General features: G+C 68.2%; 18 protein-coding genes. 4 read left to right on the top strand and 14 right to left on the bottom strand.

Annotated elements, in window-relative coordinates; genetic code table 11:
• Positions 1-4 precede the first annotated feature (4 nt).
• Positions 5-742, top strand: a complete 738-nt coding sequence (locus NR810_RS08675; RefSeq protein ID WP_257450065.1) for an immunity 52 family protein — start codon at positions 5-7, stop codon at positions 740-742.
• On the opposite strand, the gene NR810_RS08670 is transcribed toward NR810_RS08675, so the two are convergent.
• Both NR810_RS08670 and NR810_RS08665 read right to left on the bottom strand, forming a co-directional pair.
• Positions 739-4,053: an ATP-binding protein gene (locus NR810_RS08670; protein ID WP_257450063.1), complete on the bottom strand. Its 3,315-nt coding sequence runs from the start codon at positions 4,051-4,053 to the stop codon at positions 739-741. The two genes, NR810_RS08675 and NR810_RS08670, sit on opposite strands and share 4 nt — an antisense overlap.
• Positions 4,054-4,536: 483 nt before the next feature.
• On the bottom strand, positions 4,537-5,085 hold the full coding sequence (locus NR810_RS08665) for a chalcone isomerase family protein (RefSeq protein WP_257450061.1): 549 nt from the start codon (positions 5,083-5,085) through the stop codon (positions 4,537-4,539).
• 307 nt (positions 5,086-5,392) lie between these two features.
• Between NR810_RS08665 and NR810_RS08660 the strand changes: the two genes are divergently transcribed.
• Positions 5,393-5,839 (top strand): hypothetical protein, encoded by a 447-nt coding sequence (locus NR810_RS08660; RefSeq protein WP_257450059.1) that lies wholly within the window; start codon positions 5,393-5,395, stop codon positions 5,837-5,839.
• A 2-nt stretch (positions 5,840-5,841) separates the two neighbouring features.
• Here the strand turns inward: NR810_RS08660 and NR810_RS08655 are convergent, their stop codons facing one another.
• Both NR810_RS08655 and NR810_RS08650 read right to left on the bottom strand, forming a co-directional pair.
• The gene (locus NR810_RS08655) at positions 5,842-7,155 is read right to left on the bottom strand and encodes a cation:proton antiporter (protein WP_257450057.1); all 1,314 of its coding nucleotides are present in this window, start codon (positions 7,153-7,155) and stop codon (positions 5,842-5,844) included.
• Between the two features lie 37 nt (positions 7,156-7,192).
• Positions 7,193-7,675, bottom strand: a complete 483-nt coding sequence (locus tag NR810_RS08650; RefSeq protein WP_257450055.1) for an FKBP-type peptidyl-prolyl cis-trans isomerase — start codon at positions 7,673-7,675, stop codon at positions 7,193-7,195.
• A gap of 252 nt (positions 7,676-7,927) precedes the next feature.
• Here NR810_RS08650 and NR810_RS08645 point away from each other — a divergent pair, with 252 nt between their 5' ends.
• Together NR810_RS08645 and NR810_RS08640 are read left to right on the top strand one after the other, a co-directional pair.
• The gene (locus tag NR810_RS08645) at positions 7,928-8,395 is read left to right on the top strand and encodes a YaiI/YqxD family protein (protein ID WP_257450053.1); all 468 of its coding nucleotides are present in this window, start codon (positions 7,928-7,930) and stop codon (positions 8,393-8,395) included.
• 94 nt (positions 8,396-8,489) lie between these two features.
• Complete coding sequence (locus NR810_RS08640; protein WP_257450051.1) at positions 8,490-9,095, top strand: Uma2 family endonuclease; 606 nt, start codon at positions 8,490-8,492, stop codon at positions 9,093-9,095.
• 9 nt (positions 9,096-9,104) lie between these two features.
• On the opposite strand, the gene NR810_RS08635 is transcribed toward NR810_RS08640, so the two are convergent.
• The 10 genes from NR810_RS08635 to NR810_RS08590 form a co-directional block, all read right to left on the bottom strand.
• Positions 9,105-9,281 (bottom strand): hypothetical protein, encoded by a 177-nt coding sequence (locus tag NR810_RS08635; RefSeq protein ID WP_257450048.1) that lies wholly within the window; start codon positions 9,279-9,281, stop codon positions 9,105-9,107.
• A gap of 79 nt (positions 9,282-9,360) precedes the next feature.
• Positions 9,361-10,152 (bottom strand): glycosyltransferase, encoded by a 792-nt coding sequence (locus NR810_RS08630; RefSeq protein WP_257450046.1) that lies wholly within the window; start codon positions 10,150-10,152, stop codon positions 9,361-9,363.
• Positions 10,149-11,186 carry a radical SAM protein gene (locus NR810_RS08625; RefSeq protein ID WP_257450044.1) on the bottom strand — a complete coding sequence of 346 codons (1,038 nt, stop codon included), beginning with the start codon at positions 11,184-11,186 and terminating at the stop codon, positions 10,149-10,151. Before NR810_RS08625 ends, NR810_RS08630 begins: the two co-directional genes overlap by 4 nt.
• A complete protein-coding gene (locus tag NR810_RS08620) occupies positions 11,170-12,237 on the bottom strand; it encodes an SPASM domain-containing protein (RefSeq protein ID WP_257450042.1) in 1,068 nt (355 codons plus the stop codon). Before NR810_RS08620 ends, NR810_RS08625 begins: the two co-directional genes overlap by 17 nt.
• A complete protein-coding gene (locus NR810_RS08615; protein ID WP_257450038.1) occupies positions 12,234-12,404 on the bottom strand; it encodes a hypothetical protein in 171 nt (56 codons plus the stop codon). Before NR810_RS08615 ends, NR810_RS08620 begins: the two co-directional genes overlap by 4 nt.
• 88 nt (positions 12,405-12,492) lie before the next feature.
• Positions 12,493-13,347, bottom strand: a complete 855-nt coding sequence (locus NR810_RS08610) for a serine/threonine-protein kinase (protein ID WP_257450694.1) — start codon at positions 13,345-13,347, stop codon at positions 12,493-12,495.
• Positions 13,348-13,374: 27 nt separating this feature from the next.
• Complete coding sequence (locus tag NR810_RS08605; RefSeq protein WP_257450036.1) at positions 13,375-14,187, bottom strand: sigma-70 family RNA polymerase sigma factor; 813 nt, start codon at positions 14,185-14,187, stop codon at positions 13,375-13,377.
• 19 nt (positions 14,188-14,206) lie between these two features.
• Positions 14,207-15,118 carry a cyclic GMP-AMP synthase DncV-like nucleotidyltransferase gene (locus NR810_RS08600; protein ID WP_257450034.1) on the bottom strand — a complete coding sequence of 304 codons (912 nt, stop codon included), beginning with the start codon at positions 15,116-15,118 and terminating at the stop codon, positions 14,207-14,209.
• 11 nt (positions 15,119-15,129) lie between these two features.
• Positions 15,130-16,938, bottom strand: a complete 1,809-nt coding sequence (locus NR810_RS08595; protein ID WP_257450032.1) for an SAVED domain-containing protein — start codon at positions 16,936-16,938, stop codon at positions 15,130-15,132.
• A 100-nt stretch (positions 16,939-17,038) separates the two neighbouring features.
• The gene (locus tag NR810_RS08590) at positions 17,039-20,428 is read right to left on the bottom strand and encodes a serine/threonine-protein kinase (RefSeq protein ID WP_257450030.1); all 3,390 of its coding nucleotides are present in this window, start codon (positions 20,426-20,428) and stop codon (positions 17,039-17,041) included.
• Positions 20,429-20,446: the final 18 nt, after the last annotated feature.

Genomic DNA, 20,446 nt, shown 5'->3' with positions numbered 1-20,446 from the left:
AAGCATGAGCGAGAGGTACGGAATCAAAGCGTATTGGGGGCACCGCCCAGAGTCGGCCGAGGAGTGCGCACGGCGGGCGGAGACGTTCTTCCGCCTCCTTGGGGAGTGCCATCCCGACTTCGCCCGCTGGTACGAGAAGAGCAACTCCGCTCGCAAGGCCCTTCAACTCGGCTTCGAGCCCACCCGCGACACCTTCGTGAGTTTCTTCGGCCGCGAGAAGTACCAGCTTGGTGATGACGGTTTTGCGTTCGACGCCTGGACCGGGCACGTGGAACAGGGCCGGGGCGGAATGGTCATGCTCGCCTGTGGGTCGAAGGCGGAGTTTTCACCGAACCGTCTCTGGATCTTCTTCCCCAAGGAGTCCCTGGGTCAGGAGCGCGTAGTCACGGAGCCTGTCGTCTCTGGTGCCATGCGTGCCGTTGCTGTGGCCTGGGAGCCAGAGTGGGCAGTGGCGACGGCGGACGGACTATGGGACGAGCTCTCCGGCGGCAGTCGGCTCGGCTGCTTCGTGGGCTGGATGACGTACTTCTCGCGGGAACGGGGCGAGGTGCCTGCCCTGCCTGCGCCCGTGCGCGTAGAGCCGGTGGAAGAGAAGGGAACGCTCGTTACCCTTACCCCCGAGCGGCTCACCCCGAGCAATCCCGAGCACGTTGCGCTCGCCTGGCGCACACAGAAGCTGCTGGAGAAGCGGGGGCTGTTCCATTTGATGGTCCACCCGTCTGCATCATCATGTGAGCACTAGCCGGTCTTCGCGAGGTGCTGCCACTCCCGCAGGATCTGCTGGTGCGCGGTGATGCCCAGGAACGAGCGCCGGAGCCCCTCGTCGTGGAGCCTCCGGGCCCAGTCCTGGAGGTGGCGGTGGGTCGTCTCCAGCACTCCCTTCGCGCGCGAGTCCTGATGGGCCTGGAGCACCCGGAAGCAGACCAGCCGGATCCAGAAGGGCTCCTCCGTTCCATCCAGCCTCCCGCCTCGCTCCAGGTGCGCGAGGATCTCCTCCACGTACGCCAGGGCCTCACGCACCTCGCCGGTGGTGAGCGCCAAGGCCGCCAGTCCCGCGACGGACTCCATTTCCAGGTGCGGCAGCCGCGCCGCCACCCGGATGCTCCGGGCCCGCAGGTAGGCCTCGCGGGCCTCCGGGGCTTGTTCCAGGGCGGCCAGCGCATGGCCCCGGGTCATCCACGCGAAGCCCTGGTACCGCGTGCTGCCGATCTCCTGGCCGATGCGCAAGGCCTGATCCGCCAGCTCCAGCGCGGTGGAGGCATGCCCCTGGAAATAGTGCAGCAGCGCCAGGTTGCAGCGGTCCACGCACTCCCAGAACCGGTAGCCAATCACCCGGCTGAACTGGAGCGTCTGCTCGAAGTCGACCTGGGCCTCGACGTACTGCCCCAGGCTCTTGCGCACGTACGCGAGGTGTCGCAGCGCCGAGAACTCCAGCCAGCGATCCTCCATCGCCCGGCAGAAGGGCAGCACCCGCTGGATGTAGGCGAGGCTCGTCGCCATGTCTCCCGTCTCGTGGATGACCGCGCTGAGGTTGAGCAGGTTCTCCACCTCCAGGTGCGCCAGCCTCGCCGACTCCGCCAGCACCAGGCTGCGCTCGAAGTGGTTGCGGGCGCCCACGAAGTCTCCCTGGTGGTGTCTCAACATCCGTCCCCACCGCAGGTGGCCGAGCGCCTCGCTGGCCACGTCTCCCGTCTCCTGGGACAGCCGGATGGCCTTGCGCACCGCCTCCACGCCCGACGCCAGCTCCCCGACTTCCGAGGCGTAGAGCGCCCGGCGCAGGGCGGCCTCGGCCTGCCGCCGCGGATCTCCGAGGATGTCGGCCAGCACCTCCATCATCTCCAGGTCCCGCCGCTGCGCCCGGCGCTCGCCCATGACGGCGTGGACCTTCTCGCGCGCCGCCACGATGGCGTAGCGCTCGGCCTGGTCCGTCTCGGGCGTCAGCGCCAGGGCCCGCTCCAGGAACGAGCGCGCCTCCGCGTTGGCGAACAGCACCAGCGCCTCCTCTCCCGCACGCCGCAGGTAGACCGCCGCCCGCACCGACTGTCCCGAGGCCTCCAGGTGATCCGCGATCAGCCCGAGGTGCTCCCGTGAGCGCTCGCCTCCGCGCGCCAGCAGCCACTCGGCGATGCGCCCGTGGAAGGCGCGCCGCTCGCGCTTGAGCACGGTCTCGTAAGCCACCTCGCGGACGATGGCGTGCTTGAAGATGTACTCGCGCGTGCCCGCGAAGGCGGGGCTCGACTGCTCGAAGATGAGCTCCCGCTCCTGCAGGGCGAGCAGGGCCTCGTGGACCGCGATGGGCGCGGCCCCCTCCCGTCCCATGCTCGCGAGCGCCTCGTCCCAGAAGATGCGGCCCACCACCGAGGCCCGTTGGAGGATCTCCCGCTCGTGGACGGGAAGGCTGTCCAGCCGGGCCTGGAGGACGCCGCTCAACGTCGAGGGCACCTTGAGCGAGGTGAGCCGTCCCGGCTCCACGCGCCAGCGCTCGCCCTCCTCGAGGATGACGCCCTCCTCGAGGAGCATCTGGATCAGCTCCTCCAGGTAGAACGGGTTGCCCTCGGCGCGGCTGACGACGAGCTCGTGGAGGGCGGGGGGGATGTCCTCCACCTTGCGCAGCAGCTCCGCCACCAGCCGGTGGCTGTCCGCCGGAGACAGGGGCCGCAGCTCGAGCCGGAGGTGGGCGGGATCCAGATCCCATTCGGGCCGCCGCTCGAAGAGCTCGGGCCTGGCCGTGCAGAGCACGAGGAGCCGCTCGGGCGCCAGCGTCTGGAGCAGGCGCTCCAGCAGATCCAGCGCGCTGTCATCGGCCCAGTGGATGTCCTCCAGGAAGAGGACCATGGGCTCGCGGCTCAGCAGGGCCCGGAAGTACTCGCTGAGGGCGGCGAGGCCCCGGGCCCGGCGGCTCTGCTCGTCCGTCGGGGTGCCCTTCACATGGGGGCTGTCGCTGAAGTCGAAGCCGAGCAGGGAGCCGGCGAGGTGGGCGCGGCTGCGGCTCGCGTCCTCGGGGCCGAGCGCCTCGCGGAAGGCATCCTCCATCCGGTCGCGCACCACGCTGGGGGGATCGCTCTCCTGGAGCTGCAGGTGGAAGGAGAAGAGATCCCGCAGCAGGGCGTTGGGGTGCCTGCGCATCTCCGGGCTGGCGCGCCCTCGCAGGCACCGGGGCGGCTGGGGCAGGGACTCGAGCCAGGTCTCGAACTCCCCGAGCAGCCGCGACTTGCCCATGCCGGCCTCGCCGGTGAGCGTCACCCGCTGACAACCGGCCCCGGAGAGCGCCGCGGACAGGGCGTCGCGCAGGCGGCGGGACTCCTCCTCGCGGCCCACCAGCCGGGACCAGATGCCCTCCAGGCCCCGGCCCTGCCGGCGGAAGGCGTGCGGCCGGGCCGCCGTCACCCGGTACACCAGGAGCGGCTCCTGCTTGCCCTTGACGCGCAAGGGAGGCTGGGGCTCGACGTCGAAGGCCCCGCTCACGTGGCGGTACGTGCCGTGCGAGATGAGGATGGTGCCCTCGGCCGCGGCCTGCTCCAGGCGGCTGGCCGTGTTGACGGTGTCGCCCATCACCGTGAGCTCCCCGAGCGTGCCCACCACGCCCAGGAGCACCGGGCCCGTATGGACGCCGATGCGCATGCGCAGGCCCTCGGGGGGACCGGCGAGGAAGGAGGAGAGCTGGGCCTGGATGTCCAGGGCGGCGTGGAGCGCCTGCTCCGGATCGTCCTCGCGCGCTCCGCCCGCGCCCCAGAGCGCCATCACCGCATCACCGATGTGCTTGTCGATCCGCCCCCCGTGCCGGACGATGGCCGCGTCCACGCGCTCCCAGAGGGCGTTCATCAGCTCGCTGACGTCCTCCGGGTCCATGCGCTCGCTCATGGCGGTGAAGCCACAGAGATCGCCGAAGAGCACCGTGACGTGGCGGCGCTCCAGGGGCACCTGGGAGGCCAACGCCGCGATCCGTGCGCGCAACGCCACCAGCGCGGCCTCGATGGCCTCGTCGCCCAGGGTGGGGCGCTGTTGCTCCAGCATGGCGATCGCCCGCAGGAGCAGGTCGCGTTCGTTTCTCATCGTCGTTTCGGCACCGCCATGCTTTCCATATTCTACGTTAGGGAAACGTTCGGGCGAGATTCAACCAACGGGGAGTAGTGACCCAACTGGTTGCGGACGCAGTGCAAGTGGACTCTAACGCTCCCCCATGCCCACCCTGAACGATTTCGAGGCCCTGCTCCGGCACACCGGTCTCCTGGCTGACGGGCAATCCCTTCCTGTCGTGACACGGGACCGGCTCGACAGCGAGGCCGAAGGCGCCAGTCGGCTCACCGCCTTCCCCACGAGCCTCGAGAGGACGCGCGCCGCAACCGGCTGTCGTCCCTTCCCGCGTGGCTCGAGCGACTCGAGCGGCGTGGATGTACGGTCTTCACGTGAGCCATACCCTGGCCGCCCATGCCGAGCCTCACCCGGGTGTCGTGAGAGCCCGGGGGCGCCCGTGTTGGAGCTGCTCGCCCGCGGGCCCGCAGAGGCGAGGGTGATTCGGCTGGGGTGCTCCGATCCTCAGCGCGAGAAGATGGGGTGCGTCTCCAGCCAGGAGACGAAGAGCGCGTCCGCGAAGGGCTTGCCGGGAATGGTGAGGCCATGGGAAGCCTCACCGCTCACGTGGAGCCCTCCACCGGGAACGTAGGTGAGGACGAGCTCTCCTCCCTCGGGGACGTCCCTCAGCGAGGCGAGCAGCTGCTCCAGGTGATCTCTCAGCGGCGTGTTCCGCAGCGCGGGGTTGGAGGCCAGTCCCTCGCGGAAGGCCTCCACGAGCTGATCCCTCCGCACGTCACGCAGGAAGCGGAACTGGAGCCGTTTGACGCAGTTGGCGGAGACGACCTCGGACTGCTTGGGCGAGACCTGCTCCAGGTACAGCGACCAGATGTAGACCTTGAAGAAGAGCTTCTCCTTGAGCTCCATGTGCGCCAGCGAGACGCGCCGTCCTTCCAGCGTCAGCGAGTCCGGCACCCGCACTCCCGCCAGCTCCCGGGCCTCCGCCACACCCGCCGTGAGGAGCAGCCCCACCACGAGTCCCCATCCCCCCGCCCACCACCCACTCCGTGCCATCCGTCTGGCCCTCCGCACCATCCCAACCCGATAACCGGGGAAAGGTGTGAATGGAGGCGCCACTCAGCCAGCACCTCCGTCGCTCGAGGCCTCCGCTCCTGTCAGATGCCGAGCAGCGCCTTCACGATCGCCATCCCTCGCCATTCCGAAACGAAGGATTCCGGTGAAAACATGGTAGCGGGAATCGCCAACATGTTTCAACACCAACTTCACGAAGGGTCTCTTCTCCTGGTGTGAGAAGTCGGGACTCATGGTCGCTCTTCGCGCTCCCGCCTTCTCCCTAGGATGGAGACGATGAGGAAGGCGCATGCCCTTCACCCTCGACGATTCGCTCTGGCCGCTGCTCGTCATCCATCTGTCGGGGACCTCGACGGATGTGGAATACGAGAAGTTCCTCGAGCAGCTGGCCGGCGTCCTGAATCGCAGGGAGCCCTACTTCAGCATCGTCGACACGAGCCAGTCCGGCTTGCCGAACAGCGCGCAGCGCCAGCGGCAGGTGGAGTGGAGCCGGACGCACGATGAGCTGGAACGGACGTGGGGGCGCGGAACGGTCTTCATCGTCACCTCGCCCTTCGTGCGGGTGGCCATGAGCCTCTATTTCCATGTCCGGCCCCAGCACGTCCCGCATGTCTCCGTCGCGGACATGGGCTCGGCGTTGGTGTGGATCGCGGAGCGGATGGAGAGCACCGGCTTCAAGGCCGAGGCCGAGCGCGTGCGGCAGCATCTCTCCTCGCTCTCCCAGCGCACCGCCTGAGCTCATCCCGGCGTGGAGCCTTCCTGCGCGTGGTGGCGCTCGTAGAGCTGCATCAGGGGCGTCACCGAGATGCCATGCACGACGATGGACACGGCCACCACGGTGAGCACGAGCGCGACGAGCTGGTGCGCCAGCGCGCCCCGCACGCCGTGGTTGAGGGCATAGAAGAGGTAGTAGAGCGAGCCGATGCCGCGGATGCCGAACCAGCCCATCAACCCGCGCTGGGCGGAGGAGGTGCTGGAGCCCAGGAGCGTGAGGAACACGGAGGCGGGGCGGATGGCGAGGAAGAGCAGGGGCGTGAACCAGAGCGCCTCCGGGGGCAGCGGGACGCTCGCGAGCAGGATGCCGAGGATGACCACGAGGCTCACCTCGCCCAGGCGCTCGATCTGCTCGTTGAAGTTGAGCACCGCGTTGGCCATGTAGGCGGGGGCGTGCTCCGGGTGGATGGCGGCTTCCGGGTGGATGCCGCCGCGCGCGGCCTGCTCCACGGCCTCGGGGGGCTTGCCGTGGTTGGACTTCTTCTCGATGCGCCGCAGCGCGAGCCCGGCGGCGAACACCGCGAGGAAGCCATAGGCGTGCAGCAGCAGCGCCACCCCGTAGGAGAGCGCGATGAGGCCCAGGGCGAGGAAGTCGTCGAGCCCCACGGCCTCGCGATGGGTGCGCCGCAGGTAGAGGACGAGCCGCCCGACGGCATTGCCCAGCGCGGTGCCCACGCCGAGCCCCGCCACCACCGCCCAGACGAGGTCCACCACCACCCAGCGCCACAGGTTCTCGCCCAGCGGGTGCAGCCCGAGCAGCCCCAGGCCGAGCATCACGAAGGGAAAGGCCGTGCCGTCATTGAAGCCCGCCTCGCCGGTGAGCCCGAAGCGGAGGGCATCCCGCTGGAAGGGGTGCTCCATCTGCACGTCCGAGGCGAGCACCGGATCCGTCGGGGCGAGCACCGCGCCCAGGAGGATGGCCGCGCCCAGGGGCAGGCCCAGCAGCCAGACGCCCGCGGCGGTCACGAGCCCGATGGTGAGCACCATGGCCAGCGAGGCGAGCCGCACGGCGATGCGCCACTGCGGGTCTCGCAGGGGCGCCCGCAGCTTCAGGCCCGCGGTGAAGAGGGAGACGATGACCGCCACCTCGGTGAGGTGCTCGAGGAACTTCGTCTGCACCTGGGCTTCCAGCCGCCCGAGGCCGAGCTTTCCCAGGACGAAGCCCACCACCAGGTAGAGCAGCGAGGTGGACAGGGGCAGGCGCTTGAGGACGGAGCTCCCGAGCGCCATGGCGATGAGCAGCACGCCGACCACGATGAACCAGATCACGATCTGCATGAGGCCAGCGGCTCTCCCCGCGGGGTGGACGTCCGGCTCAGTGCTCGTCGCCGGGGCCGTGCGCGTGGCCGTGCTCGAGCTCCTCCTCGGTGGCCTTGCGCACCTCGCGCACCGTCACCTCGAAGTGGAGCGTCTTGCCCGCCAGCGGGTGGTTGAAGTCCACCACCACCGTGTTGGGGCGCACCTCCTTCACGAGGAAGTCCACATCGTCGCCCTCGTCATCCGTGGCGCTCACGATGCCGCCCGCCTCCAGCTCCATGTCCGGCGGGAAGTCCTCGCGCGGAACCTCCTCCACGCCATCCGGATCGTACTCCCCGTAGCCCTCCTCGGGAGTGACCTGGACCTTCAGGGAATCGCCCACCTTCTTGCCCGCGAGCGCCTTCTCCAGCCCTGGGACGATCTGCTCGTGGCCATGCAGGTAGACGAGCGGATCGCCCTCGTCACTCTCGTCGATGGTCTTCCCGTCTCCCAGATGCAGCCGGTACTCGATGGAGACGACGCTGTCCTTCGCGATTTCCATGGATGCCCTCCTCGGGCGTGGCAGCGAGGGGGAAGGGGACTCCTGCCACACCTGGCTGATGATGGGGTTGCGCACGTGCTCTTGCATGCGGAGCGGACCTGCCCGCCCGGCGGTGACGACGTCTCCTGACGCTCACCTGCCTGCCTGGCGAGCGCGTGCCGGTGCCGTCTACCACAAGGGCTCGGCCGCCTGCTCACTGATTGCGGAGATCCCGTGTCCCCCCGCGCTCCTTCTGCGAGGATGCCCGGCCGCATGAAGATCTGGGTCGACGCCGATGCATGTCCGGGGCCGGTACGGGACATCCTCCTGAGGGCCTCTCAGCGCCTGGGGGTGTCCACCGTCTTCGTGGCCAACAAGCGCCTGTCGCTGCCCCGCTCGGAGCTCGTCTCCACGGTGCAGGTGGGCGCCGGGCTGGACGTGGCGGACGGCTACATCGCCTCCTCGGCCCAGGCCGGGGATCTCGCCGTCACCCAGGACATCCCCCTCGCCGCGCTGCTCGTCCCCAAGGGCGTGGTGGTGATCGATCCGCGCGGAGAGCTCTTCAGCGAGGAGAACATCGCCGAGCGCCTCTCCGTGCGGAACTTCATGCAGGAGCTGCGCGACAGCGGTGTGATGACCGGCGGCCCCGGTGGTTTCTCCGCCCAGGATCGCCAGCAGTTCGCCGCCACCCTGGACCGCGAGCTCACCCGGCTCCTGCGCTCCAGGCCGAAGCCCGCCTGAGCCTCGCGCTCCACCGTCTCGAATTCTGGACCGGGGTGCACCGGCCCTGGCCTCGGGATTGCTCTGATCGAGGGTCATGCTGAAATCTCCTCTCATGAGCACCCGTCGATCTCCCGAGAATGGGTCCACCGAGCGCAACGCCCCGTCCGTCGAGGCGGCCTTCCAGGCGGTTCCGCCAGAGATGGTGGCGGAGATCCTCGACGGGGAGTTGTACGTCAGCCCTCGACCGGCTCGCCCCCATGCCAACGTGGCGTCGAACCTGGGCGGCATCCTCCTGGCACCCTTCAAGTTCGGCAGGGGAGGTCCGGGTGGGTGGGTCATCATCGGTGAGCCAGAGCTGCACCTCGGTCCCCGCCCGGACAAGGTGGTGCCGGACCTCGCCGGGTGGAGGCGCGAGCGCCTGCCCCATGCGGTCGGAGGGGAGGATGCCCCGGCGCATTACGACCTCGCCCCGGACTGGGTCTGCGAGGTCCTCTCCGCGCGCACGCGCAACAGGGACAAGGGCCAGAAGATGCGCATCTTTGCCCGCGAAGGGGTGCGGCACGTGTGGCACGTGGACCCGCTCGCGCGCTCGCTCGACATCTTCCGGCTCACGGAGGGCCAGTGGGTCCTCGTCCATGCCTTCTCCGGAGAGGAGACGGTCCGCGCCGAACCCTTCGAGGCCATCGAGCTCGAGCTGGCGCTCGTCTGGTCCGGGTGAGTCAGGGGCCTATCTGCCCTTGCCCGGCGGGTTGGACGGCCGGGTCGTGCCAGGTGTGTTGGCCGGCTCCTGGGGGTTCTTGCGGCGCGAGTGCTCGTCGAGCGCGGACTGGTGCTTCGGATTGTTCGGATTGAGGGTGTCGGACCGCTCGTCGTTGGGCTTCCTCGTGTTGTCCTTGTCTGCCATGGCCTTCTCCTCGGGTTGGTCCGCCCATCATCGGGCGGCGGGTACAGCTCTCTACGGAATGGGTGGCTCGGTGGGGTCTTCAGGCTGACTCCGCATCCGGCAGGTTTCCGAAATGCATCTCCACCGGTGCGGTGGTGGGTGGCCGATTGAGGCTCGAGACGTAACGGTCGGTCTGCAGCCGACAGCCCTTGCCATAACGGAACAGCGTCCGGGCGAAGTCGACGAGGCCGGGGCGGTAATGGTGGTGGACGACCGCCTCCGGCCGGTAGTTCAGCACGAAGCCGCGCTCCAGGAGCTTGAAGCACAACCCAGGGTCTTCTCCGCCGGGCTCGCGAAGGTCCTCGTCGAACCCGCCTGCCTCTTCCAGGGCACTCCGCCGGAATGCACTGTTCGCCGTGACGACATACAGGTAGCGGCCCTGGTTCAGGTAGGGATCGAGCAGCTTGTGGTAGCTGTAATAGCGGCTGAACACGTCGTCGCCGACCGCGAGCGTCCGGCCCCCCACGCCCGCGACCTTGGGCGAGGCATCCTGAAGATGGGTCGCGAACTCCCTGGCCCACCCAGGCCGCACGACACAGTCGTTGTCCGTGAAGGCGATGAAGGGATGCCGGGCCGCCGCGATGCCGCGGTTCCTCGCCGCGGCGGGACCTTGCCTTCGTGGCTGGCGGAGACACTCGATGTCCAGATGGGAGTCGAAGCCGTCCAGGACCCGCGCGACAGGCTCGGGCGAGGCGTCGTCGACCAGGAGCACCTGGAAGTGTTCCGGCGCGGCCGCCAGGGAGGACAACAACCGCCGGGTGAGATCCAGCCGGCCGTAGCAGGGGACGACAACGGACAGGGGGAGCGTACGACCTCGTGTTGTCTGGCTCATGATGCCTCCTGCTTCCGGTGACAGTTCAGCATTCCGCAGTTCTTCCGGCACCCGGCCATCACGTCCCGGGCCTGGGCCGCGAGGTCCGATTCCCACAGCTCGCGCAGGCCCGACTGGCGGACGTTGCCAATCACCCGCCCGTCCAGGAGCTCGCGCATGAAGAAGCAGAGCTGCGCGTTTCCGTGCTGGTCCACCATCATGTTGCGCTCGGCGCTACCGCATACCTGCTCGCCGATGAAGTCCGGATCCCTGGCGTAGAGCTTCATCCAGCGCAGATCGTTCTCGGACGTGGCCACGGGGGCTCCGGACTCCTTCAGTCCGAGGAGCCGGTCGATCGCGGCGTCCACACGAGAGACCTCTCTCGGGAAATGCCGCTCGAAGAAGGTGTCCCGGCGGGAGGCCCTCATGAATGTCCGGGAGAGCATCTGGAACGTCATTCCATCCACGCCGAGCGCCCGCGCGAATTCCACGTATGCCTCCAACCTATCGACGTTCCCGTCGAAGAGGATGGTGTTGGTGAGGAGCCGCAGGTCCGAGTCCCGGAAGGACTCGCGACGCCGGGCGAGCAGCCGGCGGATCATCGAGACCGCCCGGTCGTAGGTCCCCGGCACCCCACGTATCCAGTCGTGCAGCTCCGGCCGATGGGAGTCGAGGGAGACAATCAGGTAGCGAGGCCCCTCGGCGAGGAGCCGGTCCAGGGTGACGTCATCCCAGAGGGTGCCATTGGTGTTCGCCGCCACGGGCAAGGCGCTCCGCCGGCAGGTGCGCGTGAGCGAGAAGAACTCGTCCTTCTTGTGCAGGGGCTCGCCTCCCGTGAGCACCACGGTGGCGCCGGGTGACCAGGTGGCGAACGGGTGGATCAGCGCCGTCTTCTCCTCCGTGCGCAGGGCCGTGGCTGGCTCCCGCGAGCGCCACATGTGGCACTGCCGGCACCGCAGGTTGCACTCGGTCGTCACCTCGATGAAGAGGGTGCGGGGCGGAGCGGATGGCATCGCGAGTGCCCGGTCCGGTGGGTGCTCAGTCCTTCCGGACATGGACGTCCTTCAGGTAGTAGCAGCCCCGGCAGTAGGGGTGGCATCGAGGGGTGTTGAGGTTCTCCCGGAAGAGCTGCGCGAAGGCCCCGCGCCAGATGTGCTCGAACGGGCGCAGCGACAGGTTCCCGTAGGTGTACGGGTTGAACATGTTGCAGACCTGCACATCGAGGTCCCAGCGGATGACGGCCTCCTTCCAGGGACGATCGCAACCCGAGCCCGCCGTGCGGGAAGCGGAGGCCAGCGGGACGCGGTGCCCCGCGAGGGTGTCCGGAAGGAAGAGCCGGACCCCCGAGCGCTGGGCCCGTGTCTCCGCCTCCGCGAAGACGGCGATGAGCTGTTCCATGCAGGGCTGGATCCAGGTGTCACTGCGCTGCTTCACCACGTTGACGAGGAGGTGGGGGATGCCCCACTCCGCTGCCCGATCCACGAGGGCGGGCAGCTCGGTGCGGTTGGCTCCCTGGAGCGTGAAGAGCAGGAAGAGCTGCCGTTCGCGGTGCGCGAGCCGGGCATGCTTCGCCACGGCCCGGAGGGTTGCCTCGAGCACGTCCCAGCGCGCGGGACGCCGCAACCGCTCGAACAGCGCGGGGTGGGCGGCATCCCAGGAGAAGAGCAGGGTGGCGCCCTCGTCCACCATGCGTGTGTAGAGCGGCACGGCTCCCGTCCCGTTGGTGATGAGCTCCACCTGGAGGGGATACTCCCCGAGCACGTCGAGGTACGCGCCGAAGTCCGGAATGAGCGTGCTCTCCCCCAGGCCGTTGAGCCGGACCTCCCGGACATGTGGAAAGAGCTGCGTGGCCAGCTCCCGGAAGGCGCCGAGGGGCATGACCCGCGCCAGATTCACCCCATTGGCGCCCACCCGGCACATGGGGCAGTCGAGGTTGCAGGTGTTGGCGAGCTCGATGATGACGCGCTCGGGCCAGGGGAGATCCTCCGGTGCACGCCGCACCTTCTGGAAACGGCTGCTCCAATGAACGCGTTCCGCCTCTGGCAGGGCCTCGAAGTTGCGCTGGGCGAGGACCAGGGCGTGGGACTCGGGGGGCAGTGCGCTCATCGCCGCCCTCCGAGGTGCCAACCCAGGTTGTAGGAGACGCGCTGTACGACCCGCAGCCCGAGGAACGCGAGCTGGTCGCGCAGGGGCAGTCCGTCCTCGGCGTAGAGCGCCCGGTGCCAGGACAGATCCCTCCACAGCTCGGTGAGCCCGAGCGGAGGGGGACGCAAGCCCTCCCAGACCTGACGGGAACGTCTCCTCCACCAACCATTCAAATCCACCAGCGACATGTCCGTGCCTTGGTTCGTTGTGAAAGTGTCAGACGGCGAGCCGCTCCATCACGTCGCGCATCGCCGGGCGTTGCGCGGGCTTCTTGCCCAACATTTCCGCGACGAGATCGCGGATGGTCGGGGGCACGCGGCCCTCGAGCAGGTCGAGCGGGGGTGGCTCCAGCAGGTGGAAGTACATCAGGTCCTTCTGCTGCTCTGCGGGGAAGGGCAGCTGGCCCGTCAGCATCTGGAACAGGAGCACCCCGAGCGCATAGACATCCGCCTTCGGGTCGACGCTCTTGGATTGGACCCACTGCTCCGGGGCCATGTAGTCCCACGTCCCCAGCAACGCGCCGCCGCCCGTCGAGACGGGGAGGGTGGGCTCTTCCGCGCGAGCCTCGACCTCGCTGGGAGGCATCTTGGCGAGGCCGAGGTCGGCCAGCTTGACCTCCAGCGCCGAGGGCTCCTCCCGCGCCAGCAGCACGTTGGCTGGCTTCAGATCGCGATGGACGATGCCGCGCTCGTGCAACGCGGTCAGCGCCTCGGCCAGCTGCGTGGTGACGCGGACCGCGTCCCGAGGGGGGAGCGGTCCGCCTGCTCGTGTGAGCACCCGGTGGAGGTCCACGGGCAGCCACTCCAGGACCATGAAGGGCGTTCCCCCGGGTAGGGTCCCATACTCGAAGGCTGTCACGATGCGTGCGTGCCGCAGGAGTTGGAGCGCACGCGCCTCGTTGAGGAAGCGGGCAACTACCTCCTCGTGGGCGCACCACTCGGGGAACAGGACCTTCACCGCGACCGGATGCCCAAGGGTCTCATGGCGGCCCTCGTACACCTCGCTCATGGCGCCAATCGCCACGCGGCGGACCAGCACGTGCTCTCCAATACGCAACCCGGGTGAAAGCATGGGCACCTCTCACTCCCGTCTTCCGGTTCACTTCCGTGGGGGGGTCGCCGGCCGCAGGGCCTGGAGACGTTCGATCCAATCGAGCATGTCGCGCAGCTCGTCCGCGCAGTCCGGGTGCTCGGCGAGGAACGAGGCCGGCTCCACCTTCTCTCTCGCATCGCGTCGCCGCAGATAGGTCAGCAGGGCGGCCGCCGCGTCATTCACCGTGTTGGTGACGGTGGACGGCTCCCCGGGCTTCAGGCCCAGGCTCTCCGCCCTGCGCGCGCGCAGCGCCTCCAATCCCCGCTGCTGGAGTCCCGCGACGGAGGGCTCCGTCCTTCCCATGTGCCGGGCGGCCTCTGCGACCGGGAGATCCTTGAGGTGGCAGAGCCAGATGGCCTGGCGCTGGTCATCCGGGAGTTGAAAGAGGAGCGCGAGGAGCATCCGCCAATCCTCTTGGACGGCGGCGGCCTGGCTCGGGCTCTGCTGCCGTGCGGCCGCAGTCAGGGCCTCGGGGCTGTCCAGGGGGACGGTGCTAGATGGGCCGCGCTTCTGTCGCCGCGCCTCCCGCACGGACTGCACCGCCCGGTTGCGGAGGATGCTCTTGAGCCAGCCGATCCACTCGGCCTCCGTGGCGCCCTTGAAGGAAGAGAAACGGCTGAACGCGCGCTCCACCGTGTCCTGCGTGATGTCCGAAGGGTGGGCAACGCCCGGCGGCACACGGGCAAGTGTCCCCATGGCCCATTTCCCGAGCATCGGCTCGTACCGTTTGAAGAGCGCCGCGCGCGCTCTCTCGTCCCCGGCACGCGCACGGCGGAGCAGCTCCTCGAAGGACACCTCCGGCATGGCTTCGTGGTCCATGTGCTGACGTCCGATGTCCTTATTTCGGGGGAAAGTGCCCACCAAAGGCCCGCTGAAGCGGTGCGACGGATTGGGTCCTCGCCGCCTCCTCCAGCCATCCGTGCAGTTTGTCGAGGCGCTCACGGAACTCCTTCATCTGCTGGTCGTTCATGCGTGCGAACACGTCATCCTGAGGCGCTCTGGGGAACTGGAGGGAGAGGCGCGAGCCGAAGCGTTGACGCATCGAACGCACTAGGACGGTGGTCGCCGCCAGGTCATCGTAGTCGGCGGGCTGCTGCCGGCCGTTCCTCACGGGCTGGAACCAGTGGTACGCGGCGACCGTGAGGCCGAGTCCCGTGGGGGCCGCTCGCCCCTCGCTGGGGAAGTGCACGTCCTTCCAGCGCTTCAGGTAGCGGATGACCCGGCAGAACTGCCCGGCGTCCTCACCCGTGAACCTGCGCTCGAGGGCTTCCATGAAGCCTTTGCGATCGTCGGGCTGCCACTTGCGCTGTTCCGGGAGCGCGTTCTGCTTGCCGAGCGCCAGGTACAACGTGCCGGTGGACGGCGCCCTCGCCAAGATGGCGAGGTCGATGTGGTAACGGATCTCGCGAGCCTCCTGGTAGTACACCGTGATGCACGGGCGGCGCCATTCCACCTTGGTGGTGTGCTCGCTCACGGCCTTGTAGACCCACTCCTTCACCTTGACGGGATCGTTCGTCCGAGGGTCCAGATCGAACTCGAGCCCGACGTCGAGGTCGTAATGGCCGTTGAGCGGCTTGATGCCCGTCCCCATGACGTAGCTGCCTTGGTAGAAGGGTCGGAAGGAGACGGGCAGGTTGTCCCGAAGCCGCTTGAAGATGCGTTCGCTCTTCTGGATGAGCTCCGCGGTCTCTCCGTGCCGCTTCAGTTGAATGGTCTCGTGGAACCGCCGGAACAGGGGTTGGAAGGACATGGGGGCTCCTCTCAACGCCGCACCGTCAGGTCGAAGGCCGATCGCAGGACCTCGAGAATCCCGTTCCCGTCGCGATTCCGCGCTCCCTCGAGCAGCGCGTGGAGCTCGAAGTCGGACCGGGCCCCGTGCCGATGGAGGCGCCCCTCGTGGTAGAGCCCGAGCTCGGGCACCTTCACCCGCGCGGTGTCGAGGGCGAAGTAGACGCGCTCGTCATGGGCGACCACGGTGGGGCCCGCCAGCTCGATGAGGGGGCGCTGCGCGAGGATCGACAGGAGGAACTCGAGCGTCGTCTTGTGTCCCCGTCCGGCGCCGCGCTCCAGGAGCAGGTACTGCCAGTACCAGATGAGATACCGGTTGAGGCGGCGGATCTGGATCTCCCGCAGCGGCGGACCGCCGTCATCGAAGGCCCACATGGTCTCGGTCGCGATCCGGACCAGATCCATGAAGAACCTTCGTGGATCGGCGACCTCGCCCGGGTCCCTTGCCCGCGCGAGCGCATACTCGTGCAACATCGCCCAGACGTCCGCGTGATAATCGATCTCCTCGAGCACCTTGGGGAAGCGCCCGATCTCCCTGCTCGATCTGCTGGTGAGTCCCTGAGGCCCACGATGCGCCAGCTCGTGCAATACGAGCATGCGCAGGGCGCGCTGTCTCCGCACCTCCTCGGGGATCCTCCGCGCGAGCCGCGCCAGCCAGTGCGCGTCCACCTGCCAGGCATTGCTGGAGGAGTCGAGAAGGAAGCTGTCCGTGACGGTCCGCCGCTCGACATCCACCGTCGTTTCGAACAACAGCGTGTCGCGCAGGGCCGGCAGGTGCAGCCAATGGCCGGAGAACTCCGGATGCCCTCCCGGGCTCGACAGGAGACCCGCGAGCCAGTTTCGCGCGGAGGGCTCGTGCTCCCGCCGGGTGAACTCCTTCATCCCTTCGAGGTCCCGCAGCAGGTTCCCGCGATCGCCATCAGCCAGGGCCCGCTCTTCCTCGGTCAGGGGCAGGGGCTCGGGGAGGCTCGGGGCGTTCACGAGCAAGGCCCGCTGGTGATACGGCTCGTTCTCCTCGTGCCGCGCGTACTGGTACGTCTGCACGGGTGGGTGCATCGTCCGGTTGATCTGGGCGCCGAGCAGGAGCGCCATTCCCGGTTGGACCGAGGCGAACAGGTGGACGCATTGGATGCCTGGGAACCGGGTGCCAATGATGTCCAGGGCTTCCCGGAACGCGTGGGCGACCTCCTGCATCTGCTCCATGCGGGTGAAGGCGTCCTCCGCCGGCGACTCCAGCGCGATGTCGATCTCCACCAGGGGCTGGGGAATCACCCGCTCCGTCATGTGCCGGTCGACGCGGTGCGACGTCGAGACCCGGATGACCGCATCACCCGAGGATCGCTCCCAGTGCTCCGGCAGGTGGACCCGCGCGAGGCGGGCAGGGGGTCTTCCGGGCTCGGGGAACCATCCCCAGGCCCGTCTCACGTGGTGGTGCGGGATGACCTCCACCTGCTGCCAGGTGGAGATCAGGGAGCCCAGGTAGATGGCGAGGGGGATGGGGGAGGAGCCGAAGTACACGAGCCGGTAGTCGGGGTGCTTCTCCCGGATCGGAGCGAGCTTCGCGCGGAACAGGTCCTCGAGCGCTCGCTGGGCCTCGCCCCAGTCGCGCGAACGGAGTGCGTGTGAGGCAAGCTCCGTCATGTCCAGCTCAACATCCAGCCGGGGTAGGGCCTTGTAGGATTCGGGCAGCGCGCCAGCCATGTCCCTCGGCGTGATGCCGAGCTGTGCGGGTTGTGACAGGAGGATGAGCCCGCTCGGGGGCATGTCGTTCGGCTCGATCATGGAGTTCCGGTCCAGGAGGAATCGGGTTCCTGATCTCCATGGACGCCATCCGCGAAAGGATCGAGCGCGGAGATTTCTTTTTATTTTTTCGGGCCCCGGTTCAATCGCAGGCCAGAGGCCGGAAGCGAACATCCTCCGGGTCCTTGCGCCGGAAGCCGACTATCAGCGCACATCGTTCATCGCGCAGGCGTGTGGCGAGACCGCAATCCCCACGAAAGTGCGCCAGATTCTCTTCTCCGAGCAGGCTCTCGCCCAGGACCAGCGCATAGCGCTTGTTGGGTTTTTCACCTTCGTGAAGCTCGCGTCCCAGTTCCTGGGCCTCCTGGTAGTGCTCGGCTGCGGCACCGTGCTCTCCACGGGCCATCTCGAACTCCGCCTTCTTGACGAGAATCCCTGCCAGTACCCAGAGGGAGTACGTGTTCTCTGGCTCGGCATTTTTGACGGAGCGTCCCAGGTCCAGCGCTCGAACGAAGAACGCCTTCGCATCCGGGGCTCCCGCCAGGTGGGCTGCCTTGGCGCGAGAGCCGAGCGTCTCCGCCAGGAGCGACTGGTCATAGACGCCCTTGTTCTTGTTCTTCTCCAGGAGCGGGAGGGCTCGATCGTACAGTTTCATGGCTATGTCAGGCCGGCCGGTCGCGAGCTCCAGATCGGCCAGCTCGGAGTAGCTCGTCGCTCGCGTTCGTCTGTCGTTGGGCTCATCCTTCGGGTGCTGTCGCTCGAAGAGCTTGATGGCCTGGGTGAAGTACAAGCGCGCCTCGGGGTGTCCAAGTGCCTGCACGATCTTTCCCCTCTTCGAATATTCCAGTCCGAGCAGGAACAGGAAGCCCGTGTTCTCCGGCTGCTCACGGAGGCCCTGCTGGAGCGACTTCAGCGAGGTGTCCAGGAAGGCAATGGCCTGGGCAAGCGTCCCGTCATGGAAGGCAAGATCGGCACGCCTTTGCCGTGTCTCGATGGTGGCCAAGCGTACCTCGGAAGTATCACGGTACTGCTCAGGGAGATTCGCGAGCCGTTCGTCGAGTTTCTCGAGGAGTTGCTGGCGCACCGGGAGCGTGAAGGAACGCCTGCTGAGCTCCCAGTCCGTATTCGAAACGAAACCATTCGTGAGGTCGAGGATCTCTTGGAGCGTGGCTTGGGCGAGCAGCCGCTCCCGGATGGCCTGGACGGCACTGAGGGTGATGGCCAACACCGCCGCGACGGAGGCGAAGAGGGCCGCTCTGCGGATCCAGGTGCGTCGCCGCTCGAGCCGCCGCGCGGCTTCGAGGAAGCGCATCGCTGTCTCGCTGGCCTTCCGGACGGCGAGCCCCGGTGAGGAGGAGCCAACTGTCTGGAGATAGTGCTCGAGCAGGGTGCCCGTGGGCAGTCCATACCCTGGCTCCTGTTCCCAGGTGTGCGCGGAGGCCTCCAGCTCCGCATGCCGTTCGAGCCGTGTGCGTTCCTTCTCGATCCAGCCAGCGATGGAGGGCACCAGCTGGAGCAGGGTTTCGTGGATCAGATCGACGCGCTGCTGGGACGGGTCCGCTTCCTCCGAGACCACGATGAGCCGCGGGGCCTGTTCCTCTGGGTTCACGGACCCGGAGCGCATTCCGGACAGCTGGCGCAACACCTCCTCGGCCAGCGCGTCGCCTCCCGCCGCCAGCAATACCTCCTGTCTCGAACGGGAACGGCGGATGACGGAGCTGCCACGGTTGACCTGTACCAGATCGAGCAGCAGCCACTTCGCGCGCTCCCGTTTCTCCACTCCGAGCCCATCGAGGAGCTGTTCGGCCTGGCGCACCAGCGCGCCGCCCACGCCGCCGAGCTGCTCGTAACGTTCATGGGTCAGGAGCGTGCCGCTGCGCTGCGCCCAGAGTCCCCGCAGCGTATGGCCGATCAGGGAGAGCCGGCTGCCTACGCTCGTGGCATCACGGACCATCCGCTCCGGGAGCCCCTCGGAGAGCCTCAGCCCGGCGCGCTGCGCCATGCCCTGGATCACCTGGGTCAGTGCCCCCTCGTCCATGCCTCGAAGGTAGTGGCGTACCGCCTCGTTGAGCTGTTGGGCGAGGCGGGGCCATTGCTCGAACTGGTGGATGAAGTCGCTGCGCAGGGTGGTGAGCAGCCGCAGCGGAGAGTCGGGGGCGGCGAGCGCGGCCGACACCAGCCCGTCCAGGTGCCGCCGCTCCGTCTCTCCGAGCGTGAACAGCTCCTCCAGTTGTTCGAGCACCAGCAGGAGACAGCACCCGGGGGGCGTATGGGCCGTCACCAGGGTTCGGAGCGCCTGGGGATCTCCGAGCAGCATCGCCTCGAGCTCCTCCGGGGAGCGCGCGAGGCCCTCGTCCGCGTACGTGGCGTGGAGCGCCAGCGCGAGGCCGCGCAGCGGAGCATGGGAGGGCCGCGGGTTGACGATGAGCCATCGCGGCGTGTCTCCGGTCCGCTGCTCCTTCAACCGCGGGAGGAGCCCTGCCTGGACCAGGGAGGACTTGCCGATGCCGCTGGGCCCTTCGAGCTGCACCCAGCGCCGCCGGCCCGTGTGCGATTCCTCGATCAGGCCGAGCACCTCGTCGATCTCCGTCCGCCGGCCGAAGAAGAGCTCGGCCTGCGCCTCCGTGAAGGGCGAGAGCCCGGGGAGGGGACACCTGTCCTGCATCTCCTCCCAGGAACGGCCCAGCATGTCCTGGCACCGGAGCATGGTGGGCCGCTCCGCCGGATTCTTCGCGAGCATGGAGGCGATGAAGGTGGAGAGCATCCCGGGGATTGCCGGCGCGAACTCCCGCAGCGGCGGAGGCTCCCCCTGGACGTGCATGGAGATCACCTCGATCAGATCGCTCGAATCGAAAGGCGGTCTCCCGGCCAGGAGCTCGAAGAGCAAGACCCCGAGTGCATAGACGTCCGCGGCGCCATCCACCGTCGCCGCGTTGCGGAACTGTTCGGGGGCCATGTACCTCGCGGTGCCGAGGAAGGCCGGCGCCAGGGTCTGGACCTGGGTGTCGACCAGGTTGCCACTCACGGCGGGTGGTACCTTGGCGATGCCGAAGTCCAGGAGCTTGAGCCGGTGCTCCGGAGCAAGGCTCGTGTCGGAACACAGGAAGACGTTCTCGGGCTTGAGATCGCGGTGGACGATCCCCTTCGTGTGGATGTCGGTCATCACCTCCGCGATCCGCCGTCCGATCGCCAGGGCCTCGTCGCGTGGCGCGGGTCCCGGGTGACTTCGCATCCACTCGCGCAAGGAGAGGCCCTGGAGCAGCTCCATGGCGAGGTACACCGTGCCATCGTCGCGCTGATCGCAATGGTGGATGCGCACGACCCCCGGGTGCTGGAGCCGTGCCAGGGCTCGCCCCTCCTGGAGGAAACGCGCGACGAGCTGGGGATCCCTCGCCGCCTCAGGGGAGAGGAGCTTGAGCGCGACCTCCTGCTCGATGCGCTCATTTACCGCGGCGAAGACCTGTCCCATCCCACCGCTGCCCACCAGATGTTTCAGCCGGTAGGGACCGATGCGTGTGCCTTCGAGCGTCATGGAGTCCACGTTCTACTC

The organism is Archangium lipolyticum, assembly GCF_024623785.1.
In the GTDB taxonomy this organism is placed as follows: domain Bacteria; phylum Myxococcota; class Myxococcia; order Myxococcales; family Myxococcaceae; genus Archangium; species Archangium lipolyticum.
The sequence above is the reverse complement of the archived record's forward strand: the minus strand, read 5'-3'. Positions and strand labels throughout refer to the sequence as shown.